This window comes from Mucilaginibacter glaciei (genome assembly GCF_014773245.1).
In the GTDB taxonomy this organism is placed as follows: Bacteria; Bacteroidota; Bacteroidia; order Sphingobacteriales; family Sphingobacteriaceae; genus Mucilaginibacter; species Mucilaginibacter glaciei.
Genome location: NZ_JACWMX010000001.1, coordinates 423,491 through 441,944, shown reverse-complemented (window position 1 = coordinate 441,944; position 18,454 = coordinate 423,491). Strand labels below are relative to the sequence as shown.

Genomic DNA, 18,454 nt, shown 5'->3' with positions numbered 1-18,454 from the left:
AAAAAGCGGGCAGCTCGCCCGCCCGCTTTTTCAAAAACTAAATTACCTAAAAAACAAATAGGACCCTTTACTTGCCACTCAGCAATCCGTCAAGCGTAACGGATGCATAGTACAAGCCACCAATAGTAGGCCCGCCGGCGTACTGGATATATCTTTTATTAAAAATGTCTGTAGCACCTATCTTGAATGTGGCATAGTAAACCGGTACGCGGTAAGTTACCTGGGCATCAAACGTATGGATGGCATCAACTCTTCCGGTCACTAAGGGGCTTTCCCACAGGTAAGATTGCTGCCATTTATAAACGATATTAAACCCAAAGTTCTTTGCCACTTCGCGGTTACCGAATGAAAAGTTACCCGACCATTCCGGCGTGTTGAAACCGGTTACAAATATATCCGACGTTTGCTGCGCCTTTAACTTGTTAAAACTCACGTTACCAGAAACGGTATAGCGTTTATAAAAATTATAGGTCAACCCGGCAGATGACCCGTAGTTGTTATATATGTTTTTGGCATTAGTGTACACGCGGTATCGGCTTTGCCCTGCGCTGGCAGCATTAGTTGAGGTTGCCGTTGTAGGGTCGCGGTTAATATCCAGCATGGCCAAAACGGCCGCATCTGTGCCCACGTTAGTGCCATTCGGCACAAATACCTGCACCTGCCCTAAAAATCCATCGTAGCGGTTGGCATAAGCATCTACGTCTAAAAATATCTTGTTATCGAAAAAGATTCCCTTATACCCTACTTCGTACGAAGTGATCTGCTCGGGGCGCGCCTTCGGCAGATCGGCCACCTGCAATAACTGGCGGTTAGCTAAAGCCGTAGCATCATCGCCGGTGGTCGATGCTGCCTTTACAGCATTATTAAATGCGGTAACCGATTGTTGGGTGTAACTATTGTTCAAATAACCCAAACCATCATTAATAAAATCCAAACTTCCCACTCGTTTAACCCGGCCATTGTTTACATAAGACAATGCTTCAAACAATGAGGGGAAACGATAGCCGTTCTGGAACGTGAACCTGAAATTATGATTAGGTGAAGGCGAGTAAACTGCCGCTAAACGAGGTGTAAATTTAGGATCGAAGTAAGGGTTATAATCCCAGCGTACGGATCCAAATAGCTTTAGCTTCTCATCAAAGAAAGTTTTAGTTACCTGGGTAAAAGCGCCATACTTTTTATAAACTACGTTCTCGCCAAAGCTACCATCGGCTAAGGGCGTATTACGGTCAGCTATAGATCGGGTAAAGTCAACAAAATTATTCCCATCCGGAATGATCTGATAAACGCGGATATCGGCCCCTACAAGCACGTCTGCAAATTTCACTTTACTTGTCAGGTCCCACTGGGCCTCACCATTAAATAAATGGCTTTTTTGCACTAATGCCGCGCCACCGGTAACCGGCGCATTAGGTATCAGGCTCGACTTGATATCCCAGTTGTTGATACCGATGATCGTTTTTCGCAACGCATCAAACGCAGGCGTGCCCGGCTCTACCCTGCCGGCATCAGCAGCGGCACGGGCGGCTTGCTCGGCAGCCGCCAGGTTTGTTGATTTTAAGCCGCCATTGGCATTGGCAAAGGCGGTAAGCGCGTTTTTATAAGTAGTACCCCATGCCGAGTTGCTGGCATGGTTCAGATCCAGATTATCAGCCAGGGGTTTTACGTTGAATGAGTTACCTGTATTTTCAATAGATTCATATCCTCTGATCAGGAAATCTTTGCCCTTCAGTTCCACCTTGTGGTTTTGCACTGATGCTCCGTTAAGCGAAATCTTGTTCCCTCTTTGAAAAACACCGTCCAGCTTACCATATCTGTAGGTGTAAGACAAGGTAGTGGTTGGCGAAAGCTTGTAGGCCAGCGTACCGTCGAGTTTCAGGTTGGTCACTTTAGGGTTAACCAGGTCAACCTCATTATAACCGGTACGCGCTACAGTCAGATTAGGGCGGGCTACACCGTCAACCACAATCCCTTTTATAGAAACCGTGTTACTTCCGGCGAGTGCATCATCACCATATTTGTTCCAACCATCGTAAGCGGCATTACTAATTCCCGTCAGTTCAGGATAAGCCGGGTTGGCCGTTTTCAAATTCGTCGGGTTTTGATCTATGCGGGTATTTGATTGCCAGTCTTTGCCCTCCAGGTAGCTGGCGTTGATCTTAAAAGCAAATTTATCGTTAAACGCTTTAGCATAGCGCACCGCTGTTTCGGTCAACGCGCTTGGGCTAATTCCTATCCCATCTACATGGTTAATACCTGTGCGATGGTAAGCGCTCAAGCCCTGATATTTAAATGGGTCTTTCGTAAATAAGTTGGATAAGCCGTTAATCGCATTTGTTCCATATAGGGCAGCTGCTGCGCCCGGTGTTATTTCAATACTGGCAATGTCTAATTCTGTTGGCCCAATGGCATTACCCAGCGGCACACCTAATGTTGCCGACTGCATGTCGACACCGTCAGCAAGTTGCATAAATCTAAAATTATTGGGGCTATTGAAGCCACGGGTATTAGGCACTTTTAAAGTGATGCTGGTGGTGGTCATTTGCACCCCCTTAACGTTTTCAAGCGCGTCATAAAAACTTGGGCCCGGCGATTGTTTAAGCGCATTTATGCTCAGTTTCTCAATAGCCACCGGCGATCTTAAAAGCTTCTCTTCCCGGCGGGATGCGGTAACAACCACTTCATTGATCAATAAAGACTGTGATGTAAGTTGTACGTTAACAGCACTATTTGCATTTTTGATATAAAACTCTTGCGGCTGAAAGCCTACCGCGCTAAATACCAGGGTGAAGGGTAATTTGGCACTGGTGGTTAAGGAAAATTTTCCCGTGCTATCTGTAGCAGTGCTGTTTGTTGTATTCTTTATGGTAACGGTTGTACCTATTAGTGGCGCGCTGTGTTCATCATTTACTTTGCCGCTTAATATATAACTGCCATTAAGTTGGGCAAAACTAAAACCAGGTAGCAGGATTAAAAAGAACACAAGGAACTTAAAAAATTTTGTAGAAAATTTCATATAATGAGATTGAAAGAAGAGATATTTAGAAAATATTAAAGACAGTTGCAGAGTGAAACTTAGCAACAACAGCATGCAGGTGAGCCCTGCATTCGTAACGTTTTAACTACTGAAAAAATCTTTAAATAATACATTGTCTATAGAATAGGTAGACAAAAATATAAAAACTTTTATAGCCTCCAAATAAATTTGATGTTATTTTGAAAATAATATCAAAAAAAGCCACTTTTCAGCTATAAATCAGTAATATTGACAACCACTCTGATACATATTAAATGGCTTTTAACTACCGGCGCATCATTATTAAAATAGGCTCAAACGTTATTACACAACGCAATGGCTTACCTGATGTGGAACGTATTGAACACCTGGTGAACCAAATAGCCGCCATCAAAAAATCGGGTCAGGAAGTGATCCTGGTATCGTCGGGCGCGGTAGCATCCGGCCGGAGTTTGATAACTGTTACCGATAAATATGATGCAGTTGCCACCCGTCAGTTGCTCGCATCTATCGGGCAGGTTAAACTGATCAACACCTACTCCCACCTGTTCGAACATTTCGAGATCCTTTGCTCGCAGGTTTTGGTCACTAAAGAAGATTTTCGCGACAGGCTGCACTACCTCAACATGAAAAACTGTTTAGAGATCTTGCTGCAGCACCAGGTTATCCCGGTTATCAACGAGAATGATGTGGTATCGGTAACCGAATTAATGTTTACCGACAATGATGAATTGGCCGGCTTAATCGCCGCTATGCTCAACGCGCAGGCATTGATCGTATTAACTAATGTAGACGGTATTTACGATGGCGATCCTAAACTTGCCGAATCTGCTATAATCAACGAGGTTACCGAAGCTGGGATCGACTTTTCGTCCTTTGTTAGTTCGGGCCGCTCGCAATTTGGCCGTGGAGGGATGATCACGAAATCGACAATCGCCCAAAAAACGGCCAAATTGGGCATAGCTGTACACATTGCTAACGGAACAAAGGACAATGTGCTGACGGACCTATTAGAAGGTAAAGTAAACCATACCCGTTTTGTTCCCAACAAAAAGGCGTCCGGTAAAAAGAAATGGATAGCACATTCAGAAACTGCCGCAACGGGTGCAGTGCAGGTTAATGATGGTGCAAAATCTGCTTTGATGTCCAACAAAGCTTCCAGCTTATTGCCGGTTGGTTTAATTGCGGTAGTAGCTGATTTTAAAAAGGGCGAAATCATTAAAATTGTAGATGAGCACAATAAATTGATAGGCCTCGGCCTTGCGGAGTATGGTTCAGATAAGGCGCACGAATGGGCTGGTCAAAAAAACCAGCGGCCATTAGTACATTACGATTACCTTTACTTACAGGGATAAGATGGCGTACAACCAATATTTTGAAAATGCGATAAAGGCGGCACGCGGCAAGTCTATTGCTACTACCGTGATAGATCAAATACTGCTCGAGGTAGCTAAAGCGACCGTTGAACAAACAGACTATCTGTTGCAGGAAAATAAAAAGGACCTGGAACGTATGGATCCGGCAGACCCTAAATATGACCGCCTTACGCTCACTGCCGACCGGATCAAAGCCATTGCCGCCGATATGGAGAACGTGGCGGGGTTAACAAATCCGCTGGGTGCCGTATTATCGGATAAAAAATTACCTAACGGATTACAGATAAAGAAAGTACGCGTTCCTCTGGGCGTTGTAGGTGTAATTTACGAGGCCAGGCCGAACGTTACCTTTGATGTATTTAGTTTATGTTTTAAAACGGGTAACATCAGTGTATTAAAAGGTGGCAGCGATGCCGATTTCTCTAACAGGGCTACTATGAAGGTTATTCATCAGGTATTGATTGCGAATAATATCGACGTAAATGTAACTATCCTGCTGCCTGTAGAGCGGGAAGCTACTGAGGCTTTACTCCATGCGGTTGGTTATGTAGATGTGCTGATCCCCCGGGGCAGCCAGGGCTTGATCAACTACGTGCGGGATAATAGTAAAGTACCAGTTATTGAAACCGGAGCAGGCATTGTACATACCTACTTTGATGAAACAGGCGACCTGGAAAAAGCCACTGCCATTATTGATAACGCCAAAACCCGCCGGGTGAGTGTATGCAACGCGCTCGATTGCTTCATCATTAACAGCAAACGCTTGGGCGACCTGCTACACATTGTCGAGCCGCTTGGTCAAAAGCATGTAATACTGTATGCTGATAAGGCCGCTTATGATGTATTGGAGGGCTTCTACCCCATTGAATTTTTACACGAGGCACAGCCCGAACATTTCGGTACGGAGTTTTTGGCGATGAAGATGGCGGTTAAAACCGTAGATAATTTAGAAGAAGCATTAGATCATATCGCCATAAACAGTTCTAATCATAGCGAGGCCATCATCTCTGAAGATGATCTCAATATCGAAACCTTTTTAAACCGGGTAGACGCCGCCGCAGTTTATGTGAACGCCTCCACCGCATTTACAGACGGCGCGCAATTTGGCTTAGGAGCCGAGATAGGTATCAGCACCCAAAAACTGCACGCCCGCGGGCCTATGGGGTTGGAAGAACTGACGAGCTATAAATGGATAGTAAAAGGGAATGGGCAAGTGAGGAAAGGGTAAATATATTTTATGGCTTAGGGTTACTTTTTATACTAAACTACTATTAAGTTAGATAAACCCAACCACGTGAAAAAATCCTATAAAGTTCTGTTGCATATTTTGCTTGGTCTTGTCGCCTTTGTGGTACTTTACCTGCTAGCGGCATTTCTTATCCCCAAGATAGGCGTACCTGCCGAAAAGGTTACCGACAAAACCATTGACATTTATATCCTAACCAATGGTGTACATACGGATTTGGTAGTGCCGCTACGTTCTGCACAGCTAGATTGGAGCAAACAGGTAAAATTTGAGAATACTAAGGGTAAGGATACTACCGCCAAATGGATAGCCTTTGGCTGGGGCGATAAGGTTTTTTATCTAAGTACACCAACCTGGGCTCAGTTAAGGTTTAGTGTAGCTTTTAAGGCTGCGTTCGCGCTAAGCACTTCTGCCATGCATGCCACTTTTTATAAGGGTTTAAAGGAAAACGCATCATGCAAGCGCGTAAAGCTAAGTACTGAGCAATACACGCGTTTGGTAGCCTATATCCAAAATAGTTTCCAAACGAATGCCGCCGGTAACGTCATCAAAATCAATACAAACGCCAACTATGACGACAGTGATGCTTTTTACGAGGCCACGCGCCGCTACAACCTCTTTTACACCTGCAATACGTGGGCAAATAACGCATTAAAAGCCTGTGGCCAACGCGCCTGTTTGTGGACACCGAGAGACCAACCCATATTTGACAAATATTGATAGGGATTGTTATCCTGTTTAAAACCTCATCATTGATATCCAACATTTCATTATTCGATATTCCCTCTCCCTACCATTTTACCCTCCACTGACCTACACCCCGAGCAAAATCCGCTGTAAACCTGTATCTTTGCGCCCAATATGAGTAAGCACGGCAGGATTTTAGTAGCGATGAGCGGCGGGGTAGATAGTTCGGTGGCGGCAGTAATGCTGCACGAGCAGGGCTACGAGGTTATCGGGCTTACTATGAAAACCTGGGACTATGCCGCCAGCGGCGGTAGTTCAAAAGAAACCGGCTGTTGCAGCCTGGATAGCATTAATGATGCCCGTGCTTTAGCCGTTGGTTACGGTTTCCCGCACTATATACTGGATATCCGTAACGAGTTTGGAGATTTTGTAATCGACAACTTTGTTGATGAATATCTGGCAGGCCGTACCCCTAACCCTTGCGTGCTATGCAATACACACATTAAATGGGAAGCACTTTTAAAACGTGCCGATAAACTGGATTGCGAATTTATTGCCACCGGCCATTACGCCAACATCCGTTTGCAGGATAGCGGTCGTTACGTAATATCAAAAGGTAAAGACGAAAATAAAGATCAGTCATACGTTTTATGGGGTGTATCGCAGGAAAACCTGGCGCGTACAAAATTCCCGTTAGGCAGCTTTTCTAAACCTGATATCAGGCAGATGGCTGTTGATATGGGCCAGCTGGAATTAGCGGGTAAAAGCGAAAGCTACGAAATTTGCTTTGTCCCTGATAACGACTACCGCGCTTTTTTAAGGCATAAAGTGGAAGACCTGGACGAACGTGTAGGCCCCGGTAATTTTGTACTGACCGATGGTACCGTTGTAGGCAAGCATTTAGGTTATCCTTATTATACCATAGGCCAGCGTAAGGGCTTAGGTATTGCTTTGGGCAAACCTATGTTTGTAACTAAAATTCAGCCCGAAAACAATACCGTCGTATTGGGTACAATTGAAGAGCTGGAAAAGAAAGAAGCCTGGGTACGCAATCTTAACTTGGTTAAGTATGATAACATCCGAGAGCCTTTAGAAGCCGTGACAAAAATACGCTATAAAGATGCCGGTACCGAAAGTAAAATCCAGCAAATTGGCGACCATATGAAAGTATCGTTCGATCACATGGTTTCTGGTATCGCGCCCGGGCAATCAGCTGTATTTTATGAAGGAAACGATTTGTTAGGTGGTGGCTTTTTGATTTAAGTTTTAAGCAGTCGAAACGGTTGAATAGTTAAAATTTCACAACTTGTTTAATATCAATTCCGTTTTTTCTTTAACTTTTACACCCTTTCCAACCCCTCTCACCGTTTTCAACATTTCCAACCTTAACAAAAACAATTTGCGTTTCTAACGCATTTTATGTTTTCTTTGCAAAAACAACCCGCTTAAATGGCTAAAAATTTACTCATAGTTGAATCACCGGCGAAAGCCAAAACCATCGAAGGATACCTGGGCAAGGATTTTACCGTAAAATCAAGTTACGGCCACATCCGCGACCTGATCAAATCTGAAGATGCTATTGATATCAACAATAACTTCAATCAAAAGTATGAAGTACCTGTCGATAAAAAGCAGATAGTGAGCGAATTAAAGAAATTAGCTAAAGAAGCAGACATCGTATGGCTCGCGTCCGATGAGGACCGTGAGGGGGAAGCCATATCCTGGCACTTGTTTGAAACATTGGGTTTAAAAGAGCCCGATACCCGCCGTATCGTTTTCCACGAGATTACCAAACCGGCTATAATGAAGGCCATTGAGAACCCGCGTAAAATAGATTATAACCTGGTAAACGCCCAACAGGCACGCCGCGTTTTAGATAGATTGGTGGGGTTTGAACTTTCGCCGGTGTTATGGAAAAAAGTTAAACCATCGCTTTCTGCCGGCCGTGTGCAATCGGTAGCCGTAAGGTTAATTGTTGACAGGGAACGCGAAGTAAATAAGTTCCTGTCCGAAGCTGCTTTTAAAGTAGTTGCCATTTTTGGTACAGGCCGCAACGCATTTAAAGCCGAACTACCGAACCGTTTCGAGAAACAGGAAGAAGCCGAAAAATTCTTACAGGATTGCGTCCAGGCCATTTTTGATATTAAATCGTTAGAAACACGCCCTGCCAAACGTTCGCCGGCCGCACCTTTTACTACTTCTACATTACAGCAAGAGGCCAGCCGTAAATTAGGATATTCGGTAGCACGTACCATGCAGGTAGCACAGCGCCTGTACGAATCGGGGTATATTACCTATATGCGTACAGATTCGGTAAATCTGTCTGATACCGCGCTGGATGCCGCCCAAAAAGAGATCAAATCAGCTTATGGCGATAAATACCATCAGCTAAGAAAATATAAGACTAAAAACGCAAGCGCGCAGGAGGCTCACGAAGCTATCCGCCCCACGTATTTTAATAACCATACTATTGATGGCGAATCGAATGAAAAACGCCTGTATGAACTAATCTGGAAACGCGCCATTGCATCGCAAATGAGCGAAGCCCAGTTTGAGAAAACCGTTGCAAAGATCAATATATCAACTCGTAACGAAGATTTGGTTGCTAACGGCGAGGTGATGAAATTTGATGGTTTCCTGAAAGTTTACCTGGAAAGCAATGATGAAGAAGAGGACAATCAAACTGCCGATGGCGAGAACGCGATACTGCCACCTTTAACAAAAGGGCAAGTGTTGCAACTACAGGAAATGACCGCAACAGAACGTTTCTCCCGCCCTCCTGCACGTTATACAGAGGCCAGTTTGGTTAAGAAATTAGAGGAATTAGGTATCGGCCGCCCGTCTACCTACGCCCCTACTATCTCAACCATCCAAAACCGCGGTTATGTGGTCAAAGAAGAACGCGAAGGCCGCCAGCGTACATTTAAGGTGATGACGCTTAAAGGCGAAAGTATTGTTAAAGAAGAGAAAACCGAGAATACCGGAGCAGAAAAAAATAAATTATTCCCCACCGATATCGGCGCGGTAGTAAACGACTTTTTGGTACTCCATTTTAAAGGAATTGTTGATTTTAACTTTACAGCCGGGGTAGAAAAACAATTTGATGAGATAGCGCAGGGCTTGCAGGATTGGACAAAAATGATCCGTACGTTTTACGATCCATTTCATAAGGATGTACAAACCACGCTTGAAACGGCTGACAAGGCTACCGGTGAGCGTGAATTAGGCGTACACCCGGAGAGCGGCAAAAAAATGTCTGTTCGTATAGGCCGTTATGGGCCCTTTGTTCAGGTGGGTGAGAACCCTTCTGACGAAAGCGAAGAAAAACCGGCGTACGCCAGCTTAAGAACCGGTCAAAGTATTGAAACCATCACTTTAGAGCAAGCGTTAGAACTATTTAAGCTACCTAAGGTTGTAGGTGAATTTGAAGGCAAACCCATGAAGGTTGCCATTGGCCGTTTCGGCCCGTACATTAGCCATAACAGTGCGTTTATATCGGTACCCAAAGAGGTAGACCCGCTTGATGTTACAGAGGCCGAAGCGATTGAACTGATCCAGGTCAAACGCAAAAAGGACGCCGAAAAATTGATCAAAGCCTTTGATGAGGACGAAACCGTGAAGGTTTTGAACGGAAGATGGGGCCCATACATAGAATTTGGCAAACTAAACGTTAAAATACCTAAAGATAAAGATCCGTTAACCTTAACGTTTGACGATTGTAAGGCACTGGCCGATGCCATGCCGAAAGACGCCAAGAAAGGCCGCTTCGGCAAAGCAGCAACTGCTGCAAAACCAGCCGCCAAAAAAGCACCTGCCAAGAAAAAAGCAGTGGTTAAGAAAAAATAAAACCGTTGGGATGTTTTAAAGTTCAGAAGTTGTAATGTTTATTGCTGAAACGACATTTCAACTTTAAAACATTCAACTTTTGACGAATAATAAACATGATCAAAGATCTTCCCCCTAACGTAGTTAAGGATATAGCGATTGCCGTTGCTTTAGAAAGCGAAAGTGTTGAAAGTAAGATCTGGTACGTTTACCTGATCAACCTACAAAACCAACCTTTAGAAAACGTATTGATCACCTCAAAAGGATACGGCGAAAAAGATGGCGAGCAGGTAAAAACATCTACCCTAAGGCATGCATTCCCTGTAGTTGATGCTAACAGTTTTAAGCTGGTTGAACCGATTGACGAGCAAACTTTCGGCTTAAACAACGAATACTGGTTAAGCTATTATATCGGCCGCGAGATCTTCGACAAAAAATTCATCTTCCTACCAGAAAGTATTGTAGACGATAACTTTATAAAGTTGCCTATCATTAACAAACCCGGCGTGATGATCCGCTAATTGTTCAGGTTGTGCATCAGGTGCATGCTTTCTTTAAGGTTTTTATAGAGTTTTTGATAAACGGCAAATGTCTGGTTGTAAATCCCATGGTTTGTCATATTAGGTTCGGTAACCTGTCGATGCCCTGCATCTTTTTCCCTAATGACATCTATATCTACACCAAATGCACTCATTGCCAAATAGATGGCACCAATGGCCGATGCGTCTTCCGTTTGTTGTACCACTAACCGCTTTCCTGTAATATCTGCCAGCATTTGTACCCAAATCTTTGATGAGATAAAACCACCGCTGATCACGATCTCGTCTATTGGCTGCAATGAATGCTGAACCGCGCTTAAAACATCGTTCAGCGCAAAGCAAATCCCCTCTAAACCTGCCCGCAAAAAATGTTCACGGCTGTGACTAAATCTGATATTTAAAAATGCGCCGGAGCTTTTTGCGTCCCAAACGGGTGCACGTTCTGCATATAAATATGGTAAAAATAACAGCCCGTTGCTGCCGGGTTTCACTTTATCTATTTCTCCAAACACCCCTTCATAAGTCTCGGTAGTTATATCAGTCAGCTTCAAAAAGTTTTGTAATAACCAATCCAAGGCAGCGCCGCCATTGTTAACCGCCCCACCGCATATAAATGTATTTTCGTCCAGCAGGTAGTTAAAGGTCATGGCCTCAAAATTATAAATAGGCTCATCGCTCCCTATCCTTACGGCGCCACTGGTGCCTATAGTTATCGCGCCGATCCCGGGTTGTATAGCGTTACCGCTCAGGTTAGCACAGCACCCGTCACTTGCGCCAATTACAAATTTCGTCTCAGCGGTAATGTCTTTAAATACTGTAGAGAGCAGGTGAGATGACCGGCTATGTTTTGTAGCTACCGGTACAGAAAGCTTATCAGGCGTTAAACCCGCTAACGCCATCGCCTGATCGTACCAATCTAAAGCTAAAATATCAAACAACCCGGTGGCCGAAGCTATGGAATGGTCAATTTCAAACACCCCGAAAAGCTTGTACCATATGTATTCCTTTATTGAAATAAATTTGTGCGCGTTGTTGTAAAGCGGGTAATCGTTATTGCGCCACCAAATAATTTTGCAAAGCGGCGACATAGCGTAGATTGCCGTACCCGTATGGCGATAAATATCCTCACCTTGAGTACTATCGCGGATACTTTGCGCAATATCCCCACTGCGTGCATCTGCCCACTGTATAGCATTTGAAAGCGGCTCGCCTTCGCTATTAATAGCCATAACACTATGCATTGCAGCACTAAAACTTACAGCGACCGGGATTGAACCAATGGTGGCCGTTACATCATTGATACAAAAAACAAAGGCATCCCATATAAGGCATGGATTTTGTTCACTGTAACCGGGTTGCGGGTTACTTGTAGGGTAGTGTTTTTGAGATGTGTAAAGCACCGATCCATCAGCGTCTACCGCTACAGCTTTGGTACTGCCGGTACCTAAATCTACCCCAACAAAATATTTCAACATAAACAGAAACTTAATACGAATATACTGCGTAAACTAACCCGAAGATATCCTATAAAATAATCCACATTGGCTTTATTTGTTAACATTTGTACTCCTAAAGGTCGAAATTAAATTCACTTATGAATAATTAACTCTACTTTTAGATAAAAATACCCCGTTAGATAATAGTTGTATCGGGCTGTTTTATAAATACATGATGCTTAATTCAAAGGTAGCTGCCATTAAGGAGTTATATTTAATTAGGGTTTTTTCGTGAAAAAAGTTCATATTTATAGCAGTAACAACGGTAAATTATCAGCATGAAAAAAAAATTACTAATTGTTGATGACGACTTGAGTATCTTAAAATTACTCAACTTTATCCTTTCTAAGGATTATGACATCGTCGTCAAAAATAACGGTATTGAAGCCTTTGGGTGGTTAGAAGATGGTAATATGCCAAAATTGATCATATCAGATTTGCAAATGCCTTATTTTGACGGGCAGTCATTCGTTAAAAATGTTAAAATAAGCGGTTTTTATCGTGATATCCCGGTTATATTGCTTTCTGCCGCCCATGATCTTGAAGAGCAGGTAGATAATATGCCGTTTAAAGTTGACGCATATATTCATAAACCCTTTAATCCAACAACCTTAAAAACCGCCATCAACCAAGCCCTACAAATATATGATGCAACAGACAGCAACTGATTGGAATGAAAATTCCGGTGCACAGATCAGTATTGCATACGCAGGACTGGAGCTGAAAGACGTAATTACCAAAGACCTGGGAGATAGTTTCCGGATCAATTTTAACGATACACTAAAAGATCTGGAGGGTTACCTGGGTAACCAATCAATCCTTACCATACCCGATATTGTGCTGATAGAAGTTGATAAGGATGAAAAGTGCTTTCACGTGGTTGACCGTTTGCGTAAAAATTTTTTAATGAACGGTATTATCATCATTATGATATCAACCCGCAAGGATAAAAAATTGGTGCAAAGAGCCATGCAAATGAAACTGCACGATTTTTACACCTACCCTTTTGATCTGTCTGATCTGCGCGAGCGGCTTAATTTTTTGGTTAAATTTAAATTGATCAGGCCGAAATTGCTGGAGCTATCGCAAGAGGTTGATATTACCTACAATATGCCGGCCGGCAAACGCTTTTTAGACTTGTTCATCTCATCAATGATGTTGATAGGCCTGTCGCCAATAATGCTTATTGTGGCCATATTGGTAAAATTAGATTCCAAAGGCCCTGTGTTTTATAAAAGCAAACGTGTAGGAACGGGTTATAAAGTATTCGATTTTTACAAATTCAGATCGATGCGTACCGATGCCGACCAAATGCTGGCACAAATGGCGGTTACCAACAACCAATATGCAGCAGAAGAGGAAGGTACAACCAAATCGGCCTTTGTGAAAATAAAAAACGACCCGCGTGTTACCAAACTCGGTAACTTTTTGCGCAATTCGAGCTTAGATGAATTACCCCAGTTATTTAACATATTGAGGGGCGATATGTCTGTTGTAGGTAACAGACCGTTGCCAGTTTATGAGGCCGAGATGCTCACCTCTAACGAATGGTCAATGCGCTTTTTAGGCCCCGCGGGTTTAACAGGGTTGTGGCAAATAAGTAAACGCGGTAAAGAAGATATGTCTGAAAGAGAAAGAAAGAAGCTGGATAATTTTTATGCTCAGAAGTATTCCTTCTGGCTTGATCTGAAGATCATAGTCGGCACGGTACCCGCTTTGTTTCAAAAAGAGAAAGTTTAATGAAAAGAATGAATACTACCTTACGATTACTTGGAATTATACTACTTAGCTTTTTATACACAACGCAGGTACATGCACAAGCTACCACCTTTATACCTGATGTAAACTATGCTTATTTAGATAAGCTTATTGCGACGGCTAAAAAGAATTACCCCGAAATTAAAGTGCGACAAAGCCAGGTTAATTTCGCGCGTAATAATTACAACGGCTCAAAACTATCCTGGCTGGATGTTTTTACGGCATCATACATTTATCAGCCTAAAAATTCACAAAACCTGTTGCAGCCCACTATTTTTAACGGATATCAGTTAAGCGTATCCATTAACATCGGGCAAATACTTACGCGCCCGTCGCAAATACACGCCGCGCATGAAAACTATAATATTGCCCGATACCAGCAAAGTGAGTATATGCTAACGCTGGAAGCACAGGTTAAACGTTTTTATTTTGCTTACCTGGCCGGGCAGGCCGAGGTAAGGCTACGGTCAGGCGCTACTATAGATGCTGAGGCTTCGGTAAAACAACTTAAATATTCGTTTCAAAAAAACGAGACCACTTTTCAGGTGTATAACGAAGCATTAACCAACCTGTATAATCAAAATGGTTTCCAGGTGCAGGCCGAACTGGCAATGCTAACCGCCAAAGCCAACCTCGAAGAGTTTTTAGGTGCCAAATTAGAAGACGTAAAGTAACATGGAGTTAGGTAATTTTTTTAAAGTTTTATGGAAACATAAAACCCTGCTGATTATTATTCCGCTGGTTACGATCATCGTTTCATACTTTCTGGTAAAAAACCTGCCCGATCAATATGTTTCAAGCGCGCAAATAGCGACAGGTATAGTTGATGAATCGAGCCATTTACTTGATCTTGACCCTACTGGGATGGCGCAAGACCAGCAGCTGAATCATAAGTTCAGTAACCTGATAGAAATAATGAAGCTAAAAAAGCTCATTAACCAGATATCGTATAAACTACTGATCCACGACCTTACCGACCCTCTCCCATTCAGGAAGCCGAGCAAACTGATGAGCACCCTAAATGATGGTGCCAAAAAAAATGCGTTAAAAATATTGCAGGAAAAGGAAGCAAAGCTGGAACCTTTATCTTTTTACAATAAAGATGAGAACGGATTAAACGAATTATTAAGATCGATGAAATATGACGAGCGCAATATCAGGCTTGACTTATCCATTGCACGTGACGAGGACAGCGATTTTATTTCGGTAAGTTTTGAATCAGAAAACGCGATGCTTTCGGCATTTGTAGTAAACGTTTTAAGTAGTGAATTTATTAATTACTACACGCATACAATCAAAAAGAATGAAAACGACGCCGTTGACTACTTAACTAAACTGGTAAGTGACAAACGCGATAGCTTAAATTCCAAAACAAACGGGTTACGACTGTATAAGATCAAAAATGGCATATTAAACCTCGAGGATCAATCAAAATCGATCTTTGAAAAAACGGTCGATTACCAAGATAGAAAAGTACAGGCAGAGCGTGAACTGGCATCAAATTTAGGCGCTATAAAATCTATCAACGAAAAATTTGACCCGAAAGACCGCCAATATGTTGAGGCATCTGTAAGTAAATACAACCAAGCCGTAACCGTCACACAAGAGCAGCTGCACATGCTTACCGACCGTTTTGTACGCAGCAATTTTAACCCGCGGTACAAGGCATCTATCGACTCGCTTAAGGCACGTTTGGCGCAACAGCTTGATCAAACTTCAGATAAGTATATTACCAACCCACTGGCAGGTAAAGATGAACTTGTACGCCAGAAAACACAATTAGAGATCAATCGCGACCTTGCCAAATACGGCATTGCATCAATAAATAAAGCATTGACAGAACTCAATGCGGATTATAACCGCTTAGTACCTTTTGACGCAACCGTTAAAAAGTTTGAATTTGAAATAGAAATTGCCAGTAAGGAATATACCGATGCACTAACTCGTTATAACGAAACAAATTTACGATCAACCAATTCCATCAAGGTACGTTTAGTTGAAAAAGCTACACCTGACGCCGCCGAACCCTCTAAAAAAATGCTGCTTATCATACTTGGCGGGGTTGTTAGTTTGGTGTTTTGTGTGATTGTTTTGTTTGCGATATTCTTTTTTGATGACACCATTAAAGAACCGGCGCAATTGGTTAACGCAACCGGCCTGCCCTTATTGGGTTATTTAAATACAATTAGCGGCGGCTCACTTGACCTGCGTAAACTTTGGGATGTAGAACACCGCGAAAAGATGAAGCAATTTAAAGAACTGATCCGTTCTATCCGTTTTGAAATTGACCAGGAACTGCGCGGCGAAAAGGTTTTAGCCGTAACCAGTTTAGAAAATCATGAGGGTAAAACAGTTTTGGCCATCAGCCTGGCCTACTCCTACTCCATGATCAATAAAAAAGTATTACTTATTGATGGTAACTTTTTAAATCCAACGATTAGCCAAACGGCACAACCAAAACTGTTTGTAGAAGAATACTTTAAAAACAACCCTGATAATTACGATACGCTTTCCAGTACCATTAACGTAATGGGTAACCACGGCGAGGATATCACCCTTCTTGAAGTAAGTGATGAAAACTTTATCCGCAGCAGGTTTAATGAATTAAAGGTAAAATACGATATAATCATTATCGAAACCCCGCCGTTATCGTCTCTAAACAAATCAAAAGAATGGTTGCTTTTCGCAAACAAGATTTTGGCCGTTTATGAGTCGAACAAAGGCATCAAAAAATCTCAAAAAGCCGACCTTAAGTATTTGAAAAACCTGAACGGTAAATTCTCCGGATGGATACTAAACAAGGCTAACGTTAAAGACAGGTTTTAACCCTAATTATATACATTCACAAAGCACGGCTCAATAAAATGAGAATCGAACCCAATAAACAAAAAGAAGATATTTATGAGGATTTGACGCCTTTTGAAAAAAAGACCCGCATTGTGGCTGTGATTTTTGCTTTTTGCGGTGTTTTTGTCTGGGCGCTAAAAATTCTTCTTGTATAGTTTGCCAGCAATGTTAAACAACCCGGCACGAAGCGGGCTAAAGCTTTTTTTTAATAAGAAAGATCTTTTTGCCCGCCTTACTCCCTTTAATCTGATACTGCTGCTATTACCCATAGCAGTATTTATAGGTGTAGTTGTAGCCAAAGGCGGCATTATAGCCGCAGGTGGCTTTTTGGTGCTTTTTGTGGGTATACCGATGGTATTAGGTATTGTGGCTTACCCCAAATTTGGGATAGCGGTATTTATATTCGTTTCATTCTTTTTAAACTATGTAGGTGAGGTAGTGCCCGAAGATGTGCCCCTTGGTATTATGCTTGATGCCATTACCTACCTGCTCATCTTCGGCTTTTTTTTAAAGAAAAAGTACGACTCCAGTTGGGATTACTTTAAAAACCCGGTGAGCTATCTGGTATTAGCCTGGTTAGGATATAATTTGTTAGAGGCTATCAATCCCTCATCGCCAAGCATACTGGCCTGGGTTTATACGGTACGTACCGTTGGGTTTTTGATCCTCACGTATTTTATATTTGTTTACCATATCCGCTCGGTAGAGTACATCAGGTTTTTATTTAAGTTGTGGCTGCTGCTTGCATTGATAGCGGCAATGTCGGGTTTCCAGCAAGAAAATATTGGCCTATTGCCGTTTGAACAAAAATGGTATTATTCAGACCCGGAAAAATTAAGTTTCCTTTTCATTATGGGGCACCTGCGTAAGGTAGGAATCTTTCCTGATCCGGTTACCTATTCTTATAACTTAGTGGTAGCAGCGGTAATGTGCATTGTTTTTGCAATGGGCGATATTACCCGGGTCAAAAAAATATTGCTATGGATGGCCGTACCATTTTTTTTATTAACCATGCTCTACTCGGGTACACGTGCCGCGTATGTGTTACCCCCTGCGGCTCTGGCGTTACTAGCCATACTTAAGTTTAACAGAAAGGTATTAGTATTTGTGCTTTTTGCCGCCGCCTTTTTAGGTGTGCTGATTGTAATGCCCACCGGTAACCCGCTAATAAAGCGTTTCCAATCGGCCTTTAAGCCAAATGACGATCCGTCGTATCTGGTGCGGGTAGAAAATCAACGACGAATAAAACCGTTTATACTTTCCCACCCCATCGGCGGTGGCTTAGGCTCTGTAGGTGTTTGGGGGCGCAAATTTGCACCAAATTCAATGTTGGCTAAATTTCCTCCTGATAGTGGTTATGTACGTGTAGCGGTAGAAATGGGCTGGATAGGCTTATTCCTATTTTGTACGCTCATGTTTGTAATATTAAAAACAGGGATAAATAATTACTTTTTAATTAAAGACCCCGAGCTGAAAAATTATTGCCTGGCCATGGTGCTGGTTATTTTTATTTTTAACGTGGGGAATTCTCCACAGCAAGCTTTGGTGCAATATCCGTCCAATATTTTATTTTATCTTGCAGCTGCGTTACTGGTGGTAACTTATCGGCTGGATAAAGAGAAACAGGCACAACAAATTAATAATGGTGAGCTAAAAAATTAATC

The 18,454-nt window shown here is 42.6% G+C and carries 13 protein-coding genes and 1 pseudogene; 12 read left to right on the top strand and 2 right to left on the bottom strand.

Going from position 1 to position 18,454, the window contains the following annotated elements:
• Positions 1–67: 67 nt before the first annotated feature.
• Positions 68–3,016: a TonB-dependent receptor gene (locus IDJ76_RS02040; RefSeq protein WP_191160212.1), complete on the bottom strand. Its 2,949-nt coding sequence runs from the start codon at positions 3,014–3,016 to the stop codon at positions 68–70.
• 275 nt (positions 3,017–3,291) lie between these two features.
• Between IDJ76_RS02040 and proB the strand changes: the two genes are divergently transcribed.
• The 6 genes from proB to IDJ76_RS02010 all read left to right on the top strand — a co-directional run bounded on the left by proB (position 3,292) and on the right by IDJ76_RS02010 (position 10,671).
• Positions 3,292–4,371, top strand: a complete 1,080-nt coding sequence (proB, locus tag IDJ76_RS02035) for a glutamate 5-kinase (RefSeq protein WP_191160210.1) — start codon at positions 3,292–3,294, stop codon at positions 4,369–4,371.
• A gap of 1 nt (position 4,372) precedes the next feature.
• A complete protein-coding gene (locus IDJ76_RS02030; protein ID WP_191160208.1) occupies positions 4,373–5,620 on the top strand; it encodes a glutamate-5-semialdehyde dehydrogenase in 1,248 nt (415 codons plus the stop codon).
• Between the two features lie 66 nt (positions 5,621–5,686).
• Positions 5,687–6,358: a TIGR02117 family protein gene (locus IDJ76_RS02025; RefSeq protein ID WP_191160205.1), complete on the top strand. Its 672-nt coding sequence runs from the start codon at positions 5,687–5,689 to the stop codon at positions 6,356–6,358.
• Between the two features lie 141 nt (positions 6,359–6,499).
• Positions 6,500–7,588, top strand: a complete 1,089-nt coding sequence (gene mnmA, locus IDJ76_RS02020) for a tRNA 2-thiouridine(34) synthase MnmA (protein ID WP_191160203.1) — start codon at positions 6,500–6,502, stop codon at positions 7,586–7,588.
• 186 nt (positions 7,589–7,774) lie between these two features.
• Positions 7,775–10,171: a type I DNA topoisomerase gene (gene topA, locus IDJ76_RS02015; RefSeq protein ID WP_191160201.1), complete on the top strand. Its 2,397-nt coding sequence runs from the start codon at positions 7,775–7,777 to the stop codon at positions 10,169–10,171.
• 95 nt (positions 10,172–10,266) lie between these two features.
• Positions 10,267–10,671, top strand: coding sequence for a hypothetical protein (locus tag IDJ76_RS02010; RefSeq protein ID WP_191160199.1), 405 nt, complete (start codon positions 10,267–10,269; stop codon positions 10,669–10,671).
• Here IDJ76_RS02010 and IDJ76_RS02005 read toward each other — a convergent pair.
• Positions 10,668–12,164 (bottom strand): gluconokinase, encoded by a 1,497-nt coding sequence (locus IDJ76_RS02005; RefSeq protein WP_191160197.1) that lies wholly within the window; start codon positions 12,162–12,164, stop codon positions 10,668–10,670. The two genes, IDJ76_RS02010 and IDJ76_RS02005, sit on opposite strands and share 4 nt — an antisense overlap.
• Before the next feature lie 299 nt (positions 12,165–12,463).
• Here IDJ76_RS02005 and IDJ76_RS02000 point away from each other — a divergent pair, with 299 nt between their 5' ends.
• The 6 genes and pseudogenes from IDJ76_RS02000 (at position 12,464) to IDJ76_RS01975 (ending at position 18,452) form a co-directional block, all read left to right on the top strand.
• Positions 12,464–12,853, top strand: coding sequence for a response regulator (locus IDJ76_RS02000; protein WP_191160195.1), 390 nt, complete (start codon positions 12,464–12,466; stop codon positions 12,851–12,853).
• The gene (locus IDJ76_RS01995; protein WP_224746154.1) at positions 12,831–13,925 is read left to right on the top strand and encodes a sugar transferase; all 1,095 of its coding nucleotides are present in this window, start codon (positions 12,831–12,833) and stop codon (positions 13,923–13,925) included. Before IDJ76_RS02000 ends, IDJ76_RS01995 begins: the two co-directional genes overlap by 23 nt.
• Positions 13,925–14,533: pseudogene (locus IDJ76_RS01990) on the top strand (TolC family protein); the annotation flags it as partial. The gene IDJ76_RS01995 and the pseudogene IDJ76_RS01990, both read left to right, overlap by 1 nt.
• Positions 14,534–14,618: 85 nt before the next feature.
• Entirely contained in the window at positions 14,619–16,769 is a 2,151-nt protein-coding gene (locus IDJ76_RS01985) for an exopolysaccharide transport family protein (protein WP_191160191.1), read from the top strand.
• Positions 16,770–16,807: 38 nt separating this feature from the next.
• Positions 16,808–16,945, top strand: coding sequence for a hypothetical protein (locus tag IDJ76_RS01980; protein WP_191160189.1), 138 nt, complete (start codon positions 16,808–16,810; stop codon positions 16,943–16,945).
• Positions 16,946–16,955: 10 nt separating this feature from the next.
• Positions 16,956–18,452: an O-antigen ligase family protein gene (locus IDJ76_RS01975; RefSeq protein WP_191160188.1), complete on the top strand. Its 1,497-nt coding sequence runs from the start codon at positions 16,956–16,958 to the stop codon at positions 18,450–18,452.
• Positions 18,453–18,454 lie beyond the last annotated feature (2 nt).